Genomic DNA, 12,969 nt, shown 5'->3' on the forward strand with positions numbered 1-12,969 from the left:
ATGGCTACGACGGTCGCGGACGTCATGGTGTCCGCCCTCAAGCACTCGGGCGTCGAGCGGGTCTACGGGATCCCCGGCGACAGCCTCAACGGGTTCGTCGACGCGCTCCGGCGTGACGGTGGCGTCGACTGGGTGCACGTCCGCCACGAGGAGGCCGCAGCCTTCGCCGCCGCCGCGGACGCGGCCCTGACCGGCGAGCTCGCCGTGTGCGTCGGCAGCTGCGGTCCTGGCAACACCCACCTGATCAACGGTCTGTACGACGCCCAGCGCAGCGGTGTCCCCGTGCTCGCGATCGCCGCCCAGATCCCCGGGCCGGAGATCGGCGGCGAGTACTTCCAGGAGACCCACCCGCAAGCGATCTTCGCCGAGTGCTCCGTCTACACCGAGCTCGTCTCGACGCCGCAGACCGCCGAGCGGATCTTCGAGATCGCCATGCGGCAGGCCGTGGAGCGCCGCGGTGTCGCGGTCGTCGTCGTGCCGGCCGAGGTCTTCCTCGCCAAGGCGCCGACGGCGCTGCTACAGCCCTCCCCGATCCGCGCGGCCTCGCCGATCGTGCGGCCCTCCGAGGACGAGCTGCGCGAGGCGGCGGGTCTCCTGGACGGTTCCAGCCGGGTGACGATCCTGGCGGGCGCGGGCTGCGCCGGCGCTCGGGCCGAGGTGCTCGCCCTCGCCGAGCGGATCCAGGCACCGATCGTGCACACCTTGCGCGGCAAGGAGATCCTCGAGCACGACAACCCGTACGACGTCGGGATGACCGGGCTCCTCGGCTTCGCTTCCGGCTACAAGGCGATAGCGGAGGCCGACGCCGTCGTGCTGCTCGGCACGGACTTCCCGTACCGACAGTTCCTGCCGCCGGGCAAGACGTACGTCCAGGTGGACGTGCGCGGCGAACGACTGGGCCGACGGGCCGGACTGGCCCTCGGGCTGGTCGGGACGGTGCGCGACACGTGCGCTGCCCTCACGCCGCTGCTCCGGACCGGAAGGGACAGCCACCACCTCGACGCCGCGCGGAGGCACTACCGGCACACCCGTAGCCAGCTCGACTCGTTCGCGGTCGACGACCACAACCGGGCCCCGATCCACCCCGAGTACGTCGCCCGCGTGCTCGACGACCTCGCAGACGAGGACGCCGTGTTCACCGTCGACGTCGGCTCACCCGTGGTGTGGGCCGCCCGCTACCTGCGGATGAACGGGGCCCGCCGACTGATCGGGTCGTTCAACCACGGGACGATGGCCAACGCGCTGCCCCACGCGATCGGCGCCCAGGCCGCGCACGCCACGCGGCAGGTGATCACCCTCTCCGGCGACGGCGGACTCGCGATGCTCCTGGGCGAGCTCCTGACCCTCACGCAGATGGACCTGCCGGTCAAGGTCGTCGTGTTCAACAACCAGGCGCTGGACTTCGTCGAGGTCGAGATGAAGGCGGCGGGGATCGTCAACTGGGGCACCGAGCTGACGAACCCGGACTTCGCTGCGCTCGCCGAGTCGGTCGGCCTGCTCGGACGCCGCGTCACGCGCCCCGACGACCTCGAGGACGCCCTGAAGGAGGCTCTCGCGCACCCGGGTCCTGCCCTGGTCGAGGTCCTCACGGCGCGCCAGGAGCTGTCGATCCCGCCGGCGATCACGGCCGAACAGGCCAAGGGGTTCTCGCTCTATGCCATCAGGACGATCCTGTCGGGCCGCGGGGAGGAGCTCCTCGACCTCGTCAGCACGAACGTCGCCAGGAGGATCCTGCGATAGCCGCCGGAGCTACCGCGTCCGCTGGACCATCATCAGCAGGCAGGGCCCGTCGCCGAGCTGGCCGCTCCGGTGTCCCTTGCCGCCGCCGACGTCGTCCGTCCCCTGGTCGCCGCCCCAGTGCAGGTCCCCCGGCCCCATCTCTACCCGCGTGCCGTCCTGCGGCTCGATGAACCACCGACCCTCGAGGGCGACCACCCATTGCGGATACGGACTCTCGTGCCACTCCCCGACCCAGCCGACGGGCAGGTGCACGAACGAGACGTTCTGGAAGTCGCCGGGGACGTCGAGCACGGCGCTCGGCGCGGCACGCCCCCCGAGCGTCCGCGACACGAACCCGTCGAGCTCGGCACGACGCATCGTGGTGAGTCCCTGGAGGCCGCGTTCGAGCACCCAGTAGGGGTAGGTCGGTCCTGCGGCTCGCCTGTCTCGTTCGTCCATGGTGGTGCAGACCCTCTCGAGCTCGTCAGCGTGGTGGTGGGCTTCGGCACGGCGTTCAGTCGGCGACGTCGATCAGCACCTTGCCCGTCGTGTGCTGCTCGACCGCGGCGTGCGCGGCCGTCGCGTCGGAGAGCGGGAAGCGGGTGAGCGGAAGGCCGGCGGCCTCTCCGACCGCCAGCGCCCCGGCCTCGACCGCGGCGCTGACCGAGCGGACCGCGGCGTCCTTCTCGGCCGGGGCCGTCGTGTAGGTGAGGATGAACGAGAGCTGTACGTTCTTCGTCATCGCCTGGTAGGACGGCACACGGGTCTCACCGCCACCGGGCGTGTAGACGGAGATTCCGCCGTGCGGCGCGATGACGGACATGTCCGTCGGCAGGTTCGCGTGCGCGTTCACCTCCACGATGATGTCCACGCCGGCCGGCGCGATCCGCTTGATCTCGTCTCGGACGTCACTCTCCCGGTAGTTGACGACGTGGTGTGCTCCCGCCGCTTGCGCGAGCACCACCTTCCGTTCGTCCCCGACCGTCGTGACGACCTTCGCGCCGGCCCACACCGCGAGCTGGACCGCCGCGTGCCCGACGGCGCCCGTACCGCCCTGCACCAGGACCGTCCTTCCCTGCAGAGTGCCGGGACGGAGCTCCGCGGGTCCCGCCGCGAACGACGTCAGGGCGCGGTGGGCGGTCAGCGCCGGGATCCCGAGGGACGCACCGACGTCGAAGCTCGCGTCCGCCGGTAGATGAACCACCTGGCGCGCGGGCAGCACCACGAGCTCCTGGCTGGTCCCCTCGTGGCGGCGCCAGGCGGCGTCCCACACCCACACCCGGTCGCCGTCGGTGAACCCCGTGACCCCGGCCCCGACCGCGTCGACGACACCGGCTCCGTCCTGGCCCGGGACGTGCGGTTCGCGGAAGCGCTGAACCTTGCCGGCCCGGCTGCGGCGCGCGTCGATGTCGGTCGGGTTCACCCCGGACACGGCGATCCGCACCCGGACCTCGCCCTCACCTGCCTCGGGCACCGGCCGTTCGACGACCTGCAAGACCTCGACGTCGCCGGGCTTGAAGTGCACGACCGACTTCATGCGGGCTCTCCCATCAGACGGATCGGTGGTCCCGATGCTCCCTGCCCCGACGGTAGGAACGGGGCGCGGCAGACTACCTGGCTCCCCCAGGGCCAGGAACCGCGGTCAGGGCGCGCGCGTGGCCCTCCTGCGGCCACGAACCCGTCGCCGAGACGCGCGACGATCGCGACGTGACGTCCACCTTCGCCTCCGCCAGCCCCACCCGGCATGTGCCCCGGCCGCCGGGATTCCACCGGCTCGCCGCGTCGAACGCCTCGTGGGTGGACCTCGATGGCAGGCCGGTGACGGCCGCCGACCGCGCCAGGCTCACCGCGTTGCGGGTGCCGCCTGGATGGACCCACGTCTGGGCGAGCTTCGACCCGGTCGCACCGCTGCAGGCCACCGGCGTCGACAGCCGCGGACGCACGCAGTACCGGTATTCCGCGGAAGCCGTGCTCCGCGCCTCCCGCGACAAGTTCGCGCACCTGGCGGTCTTCGCCACGGCGTTGCCCGTCCTCCGCCGACAGGTCGCCTCCGACCTCGACGGCGACGGCCTGGACGCGGCGGCGGTGACGGCAGCCGTGGTGCGCCTGCTCAACCAGGGCCTGTTCCGGATCGGGAGCGACCGCTACCGGCGGGACAACCACACCTTCGGGCTCACGACGCTGCGCCGATCCCAGGTCGCGGTGGACGGCGCGTCCGCGACGTTCGACTTCGTCGGGAAGGAGCACGTCCGGCACGCCGTCACGGTCGTCGACCCGGACGTCGCTCGCGTGCTGCGGGAACTGCTCGCACAGGACCGGGCGGACGACTCCGACCTGTTCCAGATCGGTTCCCCGCCCCCGGGCCGCCGCATCGACAGCGTGACGGTCAACGCCTACATCCACGCGCACGCCGACGTCGCCTCCTCGGCGAAGACGTTTCGCACCTGGGGCGCCTCCGTGGCCGCGGCCGCCGTCGCCGCAGGCGCGCGCTTCGCTCCCGCGGGGACGAGCAACCACCTCCCGGACCACCTCCCGGTCCTCGCGGCCGCTCACCTGCTCGGCAACACGCCCGCCGTCGCGAGACGGTCCTACATCCATCCGGCCGCCGTCGACGTAGGACGGCGGGAGTCCGTCCGTAGCGCGGTCGCCGCCGCCGCCGAACGCCTGGGCACGGACGACGTCGGATCCGTCCACGCAGACCCTGCCCTCCAGGACGCCGTCGCCCTCGAGCTCGGCCGCGCCGTCAGTTAGGCCTGGCGGCGCCCCGCTCAGGCGACCAGGTCCAGCCCGGCGTCCCCTTCCGACCCGTCGGCACCGCGCCCGTCCTGCAGCTCGTGGTCGCTCGACTCGACCGCGTGGCACACGAGGAGATGCAGCCCCGACGCGCTGATCTCCAGGCCCTGGACCAGCGCCTTGCGCGTCTCGCCCTCGCCGTCGGGCACGTCGACGGCGGTCAGCCTGAAGCCGTGCGCCTCCTGGCGGTCCCAGATCGCGTCGAACCGTTCACCGTGGGCGGCGCGGACGTCCGCGAGGACCTCCCCGTAGCGCGCGTCGCGCGGGTCGCCGTAGAAGCGCAACGCGGCGGCCGCCCACGCGGCGGCGCGCACCCACCGAGGCGTGAGACGCCGGTAGACCGAGCCGAAGGCGAGCTGCACCAGGTTGCGGGACGGCGTGACCCGGTCGTGCCCGATGCGCCGCGCGAGGGAGTTGGCGACGACGATGTCCTGGTTCCGGTCGACCACGACGGCGGGCGTCGACGGCACCGAGCCCAGCAGGGCGGACGCCGCCCGGGTCACCGCAGCGGGCCGGGCGGGTACCAGCTCCTCCTCGCCGGCGTCGATCCGGGCGAGCCGCATCAGGTGCCTCGTCCCGTCGGTGTCGAGGAGCAGAGCGCGCGCCAGCGAACGCAGCACCTGCTGCGAGGGCTGGACCGACTGCCCCTGCTCCAGACGCGTGTAGTACTCCCTGCTCATTCCCGCGACGTCGGCGAGCTCCTCACGGCGAAGGCCCGCGACGCGGCGCCACCCGAGCCCGACCTGCAGCTCGACGTCCTCGGGCCGGACCATCGCTCGGCGGGCCCGCAGGTACGCCCCGACCAGATCACCCATCGTCGTCCCCTCCCACCTCACGCCACTGCGACCCACCGATCCTCACCGAGCAGGGGCGCGCGACACATCGGCCGAATGGCCACATCACGTCCGCCACGACCGTCAGGCCGCCGGGTCCGCGCCCCTGATCGCCGATAGCATCGAACGACCGGCATCTCGGGGGCGCTGCCGGCCCGAGGACCAGTGCGCGACACCAGCGCCCCGATGAAGGACGAGCACCCCCATGGCCACGATCCGCCCCGCGCCGGACGCGGAGCTCTTCGGCCGTGAAGCGGAGCTCGCACTCCTCCGGGGGGCGGTCCACGACGGCCGAGGCTCCGAGGGCACGGCGATCCTTCTGACCGGCGAGGCCGGCATCGGCAAGACCTCGCTGCTGCAGGCGGTCCGGGAGATGGCCGGCGACGGCTTCCGGGTGCTGAGCACGCAGGGCGTGCGTGGGACGGGCAGCGCGGGCTACGAGGGCCTGCACGCGCTGCTCGCCCCCGTGCTGTCGCACCGGCACAACCTCCCGTCACGGCAGCGGCAGGCGCTCGAGGTCGCGTTCGGCATCACGGACGGCAACCCGGCCGACCGGCTGATCACGAGCATCGCGGCCTTCGGTCTTCTCGAGGACGTCGCGGTGCTCGAGCCCGTGCTGGTCCTGGTCGAGGACCTGCACTGGCTCGACGAGCCGACCGCGCAGATCGTGGGGTTCCTCGCAGCCCGCGTGCGAGCGGCCCGCATCACGCTCGTCGCGACCGCCCGCGCCGACGCCGTGTACCCGGACTGGCAGCCACACTTCCCCGAGGTCGTCGCCCTCGGGCCGCTCACCGACGAGGAGGCCGACGAGCTGCTCCGCCGCCGCGCACCGGTGCTCGGACGCGCCGAGCGGGACGTCGTGCTCCGACAGTCCCGCGGCAACCCGCTGGCGCTCACCGAGCTCGCGGCCTCGCCGGGAACGCTGGAGCCGACGCGGTTCGTCGGTCCTTCGCGCGTCGCGATGACCCGCCGCCTCGAGCAGGGGTTCCTCGCCGAGGTGGCCCTGCTGCCGGAGGCGGCGCAGAGGGCGGCTCTCGTCGCAGCCGCCGGCGAGGGCTCGCCCTACGGCGAGGTGCTCGCAGCCGGCGCCGAGCTCGGCGTCGGCCACGACGACTTCGTCGTGGCCGAGCGCGCCGGCCTGCTGCGGCAGGAGAGCGACCACTACCGTCTGCGGCACCCGCTCGTCGGCTCGGCGCTGGTCGAGAGCGCCGACTCGAAGGCGCTCGGCGAGGTGCACGCAGCCCTGGCCCGGGCGACGACGGACCGCACCCGCGCGGCCCGACACCGCGCGGCGGCGGCGACGGGTCCCGACGAGGCCGTGGCCGGCGCTCTCGAGGAGGTCGCGGTGGCTGCGGCCCGGCGGGGCGCGCGGGCGGAGGCGGCCACCGCGTGGCACCGCGCCGCGGAGCTCAGCGCCGCGCCGCGCGACCGTGCCCGTCGTCTCGTCCAGGCGGCCGCGCTGGCCCGCGAGGCGGGGGCGCCCGCGCTCAGCGCCGAGCTCGTCGCCACGGCGCTGCCGCTGGTCGGCGACGAGGAGGCGCTCGTGGTCGACCTCGCGCGCGTCAACTGGCTGCTCGCGGGAACATTCGGGAAGGTCGGCCTGTCGGTGCCCGACTTCCTCGCGACGGCCTCCGGCCTCCCGCGTGTGTGCGACCGGGTCCAGATGCTCGTGTGGGCGGCGGTCACGTGCTACATGGGCCAGGAGCCGTCCCCGAAGATCCGCCGTGACGTCGCGGCAGCGCTGGCCGCGACGACGACGTGCCCCGGCTCGCGGGAGAGCGTCTACAAGCAGATCGGTCTCCAGCTCACCGACCCCTCCCCCCACATCGAGGATGTCGACGCCGCCATCGCGGTCCTCACCGGTCAGGCGGACGAGAGCGACCGCATGCTGCTGGTGTCCCTCGCCCTCGCCGCGGAGGACGCGGGCGACCTGACGGCGTCGGAGAAGGTGTGGACCGCGGGCGCGGAGCTGTCGCGCCGCACCTCGAAGCTCGGCGACGAGATCATCTTCGTCGCGGGCCGCGGAAGCGTGCGCGTGACGTCCTCCAGCGCGCTCGAGCGTGGACTGACGGACTCGGAACAGGCCCTGCGCATGAGCGACGACCTCGGACTGCCGGTCGTCGGCGCGCTGGCAGCGGCGAACATCGCGCGTGCGCGGTCCTGGCGAGGCGAGACGGAGCTGGCGCAGCAGGCCCTGGACGCGTCCCTCGCCCTCTCGCGCGACAGCGCGATCTCCCGGCTGCTGGCGAGCCAGCACTGGTCCGAGGGTGTGATCGCCGCCCACGAGGGCCGGTTCGACGCCGCCGTCGACGCGCTGCTCCAGACCCGGGTCGATCCCGTCATCGGGCTGTGGGCCGGGGGCGAGCTGGCCGAGCCCGCGATCAGGGCGCAGCGACCCGAGGCCGTCGAGAGCTGGCTGGCGACCGCGGCCGGCGCCGTCGAGAAGAACGGCGCACCGCACCTGGCGATGCTCGTCGACCGGAGCCGCGCGATGCTCGGCCCCGCCGGAGCCGCACGAGCGCACTTCGAGTCGGCCCTGCGTCACGGTGAGCGCAGCGGCGCCCACCTCGAGGTCGCCCGCACCCGCCTCTACTACGGGGAGTGGCTGCGCCGGGAACGGCGGCTCGTCGAGGCCAGGGCGCACCTGCGTGCCGCGACCCAGGTGTTTCGGTCGCAGTCTGCCCTCGCGCTCGCGGAGCGCGCGTCGCGGGAGCTGCGGGCGGCCGGCGGCGTCGACGACCGGCGGGAGGGCCCCCGAGACGCCACGCGTGAGCTCACCGGTCAGGAGCTCATCGTCGTGAGACTGGCCGTCCAGGGCCTGTCGAACAAGGAGATCGCCGACGAGATCTACCTGTCGCACCGCACCGTCCAGGCGCACCTGCACCGCGCGTTCGTCAAGCTCGGGATCAACCGACGCTCACAGCTCGCCGCCGCGCTCGGCGACGCCGCCTGAGGCCGTCGCGCCGGGCACGGCTCCAGACGGTCGAGGCAGGTGCTTGCTCCTCGGAGCGGCCCACATGTCGCCGGCACGGTGGAGCACCCCGGCGACCAGCAGCGCCTGCCCGACGCCGTAGGTCGCCATCACCGCGACGCTCCCCGCGGTGCCGGCCGGGTGCCCGGCGAAGCGGCCGAGCGCGATGAGGCCGTCGGACACGAAGAACACCGCACCACCGAGCCCGGCGAGCCGGCCGAGACCGGTCGACAGCACGGCCATCGCCGTGAGCATCGCCCCATACACCAGCACGGGGACGAGCATCGTCCCGGCGTGCGGCGCGCAGACCCCGACGAGCACCGCGAGCGCCACCGCGTACCCGGCGACGGTGAGGGGGCGGACACGACGACGGTCGGGCCAGAACGCGGTGACGTAGGTGGTCTGGGCGAGCAGGAACGGGCCGACCATGAGGAGGAACCTGAGGTCGTCCGCGTCCCCGCGGACGGTGCTCGGCAGGACGTCGCCGAGCCAGGACAGCGCGAGGGCCGCGAGCGCCCACCGGGTGATGCGCGCGAGGGGTCGGGTGGACGCGCCGAGGAGGACGGCCGCGAGGAGCGGCATGAGGAGCGCCTGGGTGACGGTCGCGAGGGTGTGGGCGCCCAGGAGCAGCGCGACGACGTGGGTCGCGAGGTCGAGCCCGTAGAGGGCGCCGGGGACGACGACGCGGGCGAACGCGGCGCCGACGCTCTCGCCCGTGGCCGGCTGGTCGGGTCCGGGGGCCGGTCGGTCGTGCTGGCCGGGGGTCATGGCGGGTCCTCGTCCGTTCGTCGCTGCGGGCACGCCGTCGTGCCCGACGCCGCAGCCTCACCCCGGCCGCACCCTGCACCCCGGGTCTGCGGACGGCAAGCGGCTGGGTGTCTACGGTGGCGGGATGACGTCGTCGCGGGTGAGGCAGGTCCAGGTCACGTTCGACTGCGCGGAGCCGGTGCGGGTCGCCCGGTTCTGGTGCGAGGTGCTGGGGTACGCGTGGCCGGCGCCGCCGGACGGCTTCGCGGACTGGGACGCGTACGAGCGCGCGTCGTCGACGGACGACCCGGGCGTGTGGGCGGCGTGCCAGGACCCGACGGGGGTGGGGCCGCGGTTGTTCTTCCAGCGGGTCCCGGAGGGCAAGGTCGTGAAGAACCGGGTGCACCTGGACGTGCGGGTCGCGACGGGCCTCGTGGGCGACGAGCGGCTCGCGGCGCTGAACGCCGAGGGCGACCGGTTGGAGGCGCTGGGGGCGTCGAGATTCCAGCTGGTGCCGGCGGACGAGGAGGACGAGGCGGTCCTCGTGATGCAGGACGTCGAGGGCAACGAGTTCTGCCTGGACTGAGGGCCGGGTTGCCCGGGGAGCGGCTCAGGCGGCGGGCAGCTGCACGACGGCGCGCAGCCCGCCGTCGGGCCGGGGCGCCAGGGTGAGGGTCCCGCCGTGGGCGCGGGTGATGCTCGCGGCGATCGCGAGGCCGAGGCCGACGCCGGCCTGGTCGGTGCGGACCCGCTCGCTGCCCCGTTGGAACGGCTCGGTGAGCGTGGGCACGACGCGCGGGTCGAGCATCTCTCCCGTGTTCTCGACGGTGAGCGTCGCGCCGCCCAGCCCGCTGTCGGTACGCACCCGCACCGACCCGCCGTCGGGCAGGTTGTGGACGATCGCGTTGTGCACGAGGTTCGTCGTGAGCTGGAGCAGGAGGGCGGGCGAGCCGACGGTGGGCGCGGCGCCGCCGGAGGTCTCGATGCTCACGCCGCGGCGTTCGGCGAGCGGGAGCAGGGTCTCGGTCGCGTCCTCGGCGAGCAGCGACAGGTCGACGGGCTCGCGCGTGAACGCGCCCCGGTCGGCGCGGCTGAGCAGGAGCAGCGCCTCGGTGAGGTCGATCGCGCGGGTGTTGACGACGCGCAACCGCGCCAGGAGCGCGTCGGTGTCACGGTCGGGGTCGGTCTCGGCGACCTCGAGGAGCGTCTGGGTGATCGCGAGCGGGGTGCGCAGCTCGTGCGAGGCGTTGGCCGCGAACCGCTGCTGCTCCGCGACGTGCGCCTCGATCCGTTCGAGCATCGCGTCGAAGGCGTCGGCGAGCTCACGGAACTCGTCCTGACGCCCCGGGAGGCCGACCCGGTGGAACAGCGACCCGTCGGCCGCGGCGCGGGTGGCGTCCGTGATCCGCGCGAGCGGGGCGAGCATGCGGCCCGCGAGGAGCCAGCCCCCGACCAGCCCGAACACGAGCAGGAACGCGAGCATGAGCGCGGCCTTGGGGGCGAACGCCGACCACAGGTCGGACCGGCCGGGGATGAAGAGGTCGGGTTGCCCCCGGCCGCCCGGGGCGAGCTCCGCGGGGACGACGACGGCCTTGTCGGGCACGTAGCGCAGCAGGAACACCAGGACGACGGCGATCAGCCCGACCCCCGCGATCATGAGGAACCCCGCGTAGCTCAGGGTGAGCTTGAGCCGGACGCTCGGGCCGGGCGGTCGTCGTCGGGCGCTCACGGCCGCTCCCCCGCCGGCCCGGCGTCGATCCGGTACCCGACGCCCGGCACGGTCGCGATCAGCCACGGCTCGCCGAGGCGCTTGCGCAGCGCCGAGACGGTGATCCGGACGGCGTTGGTGAACGGGTCGGCGTTCTCGTCCCACGCCCGCTCGAGCAGCTCCTCCGCGCTCACGACGCCGCCCCCGGCGCCCACGAGGACCTCGAGCACCGCGAACTGCTTCCGGGTCAGGGCCACGTACCGGCCGTCGCGGTAGACCTCGCGCCGGAACGGGTCGAGCCGCAGGCCCGCGAGCTCCAGCACCGGCGGGCGGTGGTGCGCCCGACGCCGGTCGAGCGCCCGCAGCCGCAGCACCAGCTCGCGCAGCTCGAACGGCTTGGTCAGGTAGTCGTCGGCGCCGAGCTCGAAGCCCGACTCCTTGTCGTCGAGCCGGTCGGCCGCGGTGAGCATGAGGATCGGCAGCCCGCTGCCCGACGCCACGATGCGCCGCGCGACCTCGTCGCCCGACGGCCCCGGGATGTCCCGGTCGAGGACCGCGATGTCGTACGCGTTCACGGCCAGCAGCTCCAGGGCCGTGTCGCCGTCGCCCGCGAGGTCCGCGGCGATCGCCTCGAGCCGCAGCCCGTCGCGAACCGCCTCCGCCAGGTAGGGCTCGTCCTCGACGATCAGCACACGCATGGGCACCATGCTGGCGGGCCCGACCTATCGCGCGCATATCGAAAAGCGCTTACGCCCGCGCAACGCCCGTTCGTCTGAACTGGCGGCATGCCTTTCGTCATCTCTCCAGCACCCCGACGACGGCGCCTGGTCGCGCTCGCGGTGTGCGCCGTCGTCGGGACCGCCGTGGGCGGGGTCGCGGCCTCTCACTCTGTCGGCGCGGCCCACGGCCCGGCGACGGCCACCGCAACGCCGGTCGCGCACCTGCGGCACGTCGGTGAAGGCGGCGAGGGCGGCGAGGGCGGCGAGGGCGGCGAGGGCGGCGAGGGCGGTGGCGGCGGTGGCGGCGTGGTGGGCGTCTTCAGCGACGACCCCACCGTCACCCACCTCGACCCCGACCTGCTCGCCGCGCTGCGCCGGGCCGCGACCGACGCCGCGAAGCAGCGCGGGATCCAGCTCGTCGTCAACAGCGGCTGGCGGTCCGCGAAGGACCAGGCCGGGCTCCTCGACGACGCGATCAGGAAGTACGGCTCCAAGGCCGCGGCCGAGAAGTGGGTCGCCACGCCGGAGACCTCCGAGCACGTCAAGGGCGAGGCCGTCGACCTCGGACCCGCCGCGGCGCGGACCTGGCTCTCGCAGCACGGCGCCGCGTACGGGCTCTGCCAGATCTACGCCAACGAGTCGTGGCACTACGAGCTGCGGCCGTCCGCCGTGAAGCACGGCTGCCCCGCCATGTATGCGGACCCCACGCAGGACCCGAGGATGCGGCAATGAGCGCGGGCGTCGTCGTCGGGCGGGCGCGGACCTTGACCCGGGCGTGGCTCGTCGCCCTGTTCGGGGCGTACCTCGCGCTGCTCGTGTGGCTGGTGCTGTGGAAGCTCCACCTGCCGTGGGTCGGGACGGGCGAGCGGCAGGCGCCCAAGCTCGTGCCGTTCGTCGCGACGGCCGAGAACGGGCCGAGCCAGCCGTCCGAGGTGCTCGGCAACGTGCTCGTGTTCGTGCCGTTCGGGGTGTACCTCGGGCTGCTCGCGCCGGCGCGGGCGTGGTGGCGGACGTGGGGGCGCGCCGTCGGGGTCGTGGCGCTGACCAGCATCGGGCTCGAAGCCGCGCAGTACCTGCTCGCGGTCGGGAGCGCGGACGTGACCGACGTCCTCACGAACACGGCCGGCGGGGTGGTCGGGCTCGCGGTGGTCGCGCTCGCGCGGGCCGTGCTGCGCGGCCGGACGACCGCCGTGCTCGCCGGGTTGTGCACCGTCGGGACGGTGGTGGCGCTCCTCGCGGTCGCGGCGTTCGTCACCTCGGACGTGGGGTACGGCTCCGTGCCCGACGGCGTCACGCGTCACCAGGTGATGGACCGCGTGGCGCGCGACGCTCCGGGGTGAGCGGGTCGTTGCCCCGGGGACCGGGTGCTGGATCGTCCCGCCGTGCTGTCGCCGAGTACGAGGGTTTTCCGCCGAGTTCGAGCCTCTCGCGCTCGAACTCGACGGGAAAACCTCGTACTCGATGCGCCGCCCGCTGCCC

12 protein-coding genes are annotated in these 12,969 nt (G+C 73.9%); 6 read left to right on the forward strand and 6 right to left on the reverse strand.

What is annotated here, in order from left to right:
- Positions 1 to 1,740 carry a ubiquinone-dependent pyruvate dehydrogenase gene (gene poxB, locus KDY119_RS09925; protein WP_036949971.1) on the forward strand — a complete coding sequence of 580 codons (1,740 nt, stop codon included), beginning with the start codon at positions 1 to 3 and terminating at the stop codon, positions 1,738 to 1,740.
- Positions 1,741 to 1,749: 9 nt separating this feature from the next.
- On the opposite strand, the gene KDY119_RS09930 is transcribed toward poxB, so the two are convergent.
- On the reverse strand, positions 1,750 to 2,178 hold the full coding sequence (locus tag KDY119_RS09930; protein ID WP_051136518.1) for a cupin domain-containing protein: 429 nt from the start codon (positions 2,176 to 2,178) through the stop codon (positions 1,750 to 1,752).
- A 55-nt stretch (positions 2,179 to 2,233) separates the two neighbouring features.
- Positions 2,234 to 3,256: an NADPH:quinone reductase gene (locus KDY119_RS09935; protein ID WP_036949969.1), complete on the reverse strand. Its 1,023-nt coding sequence runs from the start codon at positions 3,254 to 3,256 to the stop codon at positions 2,234 to 2,236.
- A gap of 170 nt (positions 3,257 to 3,426) precedes the next feature.
- Here KDY119_RS09935 and KDY119_RS09940 point away from each other — a divergent pair, with 170 nt between their 5' ends.
- A complete protein-coding gene (locus tag KDY119_RS09940) occupies positions 3,427 to 4,470 on the forward strand; it encodes a DNA topoisomerase IB (RefSeq protein ID WP_194174159.1) in 1,044 nt (347 codons plus the stop codon).
- Between the two features lie 17 nt (positions 4,471 to 4,487).
- Here the strand turns inward: KDY119_RS09940 and KDY119_RS09945 are convergent, their stop codons facing one another.
- A complete protein-coding gene (locus KDY119_RS09945) occupies positions 4,488 to 5,327 on the reverse strand; it encodes a helix-turn-helix domain-containing protein (protein WP_051136516.1) in 840 nt (279 codons plus the stop codon).
- Between the two features lie 223 nt (positions 5,328 to 5,550).
- On the opposite strand from KDY119_RS09945, the gene KDY119_RS09950 reads away from it, so the two are divergent.
- Positions 5,551 to 8,298: an AAA family ATPase gene (locus KDY119_RS09950; protein WP_153022265.1), complete on the forward strand. Its 2,748-nt coding sequence runs from the start codon at positions 5,551 to 5,553 to the stop codon at positions 8,296 to 8,298.
- Here KDY119_RS09950 and KDY119_RS09955 read toward each other — a convergent pair.
- On the reverse strand, positions 8,263 to 9,084 hold the full coding sequence (locus KDY119_RS09955; RefSeq protein ID WP_083890815.1) for a lysoplasmalogenase: 822 nt from the start codon (positions 9,082 to 9,084) through the stop codon (positions 8,263 to 8,265). The genes KDY119_RS09950 and KDY119_RS09955 overlap by 36 nt on opposite strands.
- 124 nt (positions 9,085 to 9,208) lie before the next feature.
- Here KDY119_RS09955 and KDY119_RS09960 point away from each other — a divergent pair, with 124 nt between their 5' ends.
- Positions 9,209 to 9,649 carry a VOC family protein gene (locus tag KDY119_RS09960; protein WP_036950800.1) on the forward strand — a complete coding sequence of 147 codons (441 nt, stop codon included), beginning with the start codon at positions 9,209 to 9,211 and terminating at the stop codon, positions 9,647 to 9,649.
- A gap of 24 nt (positions 9,650 to 9,673) precedes the next feature.
- Here KDY119_RS09960 and KDY119_RS09965 read toward each other — a convergent pair whose 3' ends face one another.
- Both KDY119_RS09965 and KDY119_RS09970 read right to left on the reverse strand, forming a co-directional pair.
- Complete coding sequence (locus KDY119_RS09965; RefSeq protein WP_083890876.1) at positions 9,674 to 10,720, reverse strand: sensor histidine kinase; 1,047 nt, start codon at positions 10,718 to 10,720, stop codon at positions 9,674 to 9,676.
- A 68-nt stretch (positions 10,721 to 10,788) separates the two neighbouring features.
- Positions 10,789 to 11,469 carry a response regulator transcription factor gene (locus KDY119_RS09970; protein WP_036949961.1) on the reverse strand — a complete coding sequence of 227 codons (681 nt, stop codon included), beginning with the start codon at positions 11,467 to 11,469 and terminating at the stop codon, positions 10,789 to 10,791.
- An 87-nt stretch (positions 11,470 to 11,556) separates the two neighbouring features.
- On the opposite strand from KDY119_RS09970, the gene KDY119_RS09975 reads away from it, so the two are divergent.
- Both KDY119_RS09975 and KDY119_RS09980 read left to right on the forward strand, forming a co-directional pair.
- The gene (locus KDY119_RS09975) at positions 11,557 to 12,222 is read left to right on the forward strand and encodes a M15 family metallopeptidase (protein ID WP_153022266.1); all 666 of its coding nucleotides are present in this window, start codon (positions 11,557 to 11,559) and stop codon (positions 12,220 to 12,222) included.
- A complete protein-coding gene (locus KDY119_RS09980) occupies positions 12,219 to 12,830 on the forward strand; it encodes a VanZ family protein (RefSeq protein ID WP_051136515.1) in 612 nt (203 codons plus the stop codon). The genes KDY119_RS09975 and KDY119_RS09980 overlap by 4 nt, the downstream gene beginning before the upstream one ends.
- Positions 12,831 to 12,969: the final 139 nt, after the last annotated feature.

The sequence above is a fragment of the Luteimicrobium xylanilyticum genome (assembly GCF_009429125.1).
GTDB classification, from domain to species: Bacteria; Actinomycetota; Actinomycetes; order Actinomycetales; family Cellulomonadaceae; genus Luteimicrobium; species Luteimicrobium xylanilyticum.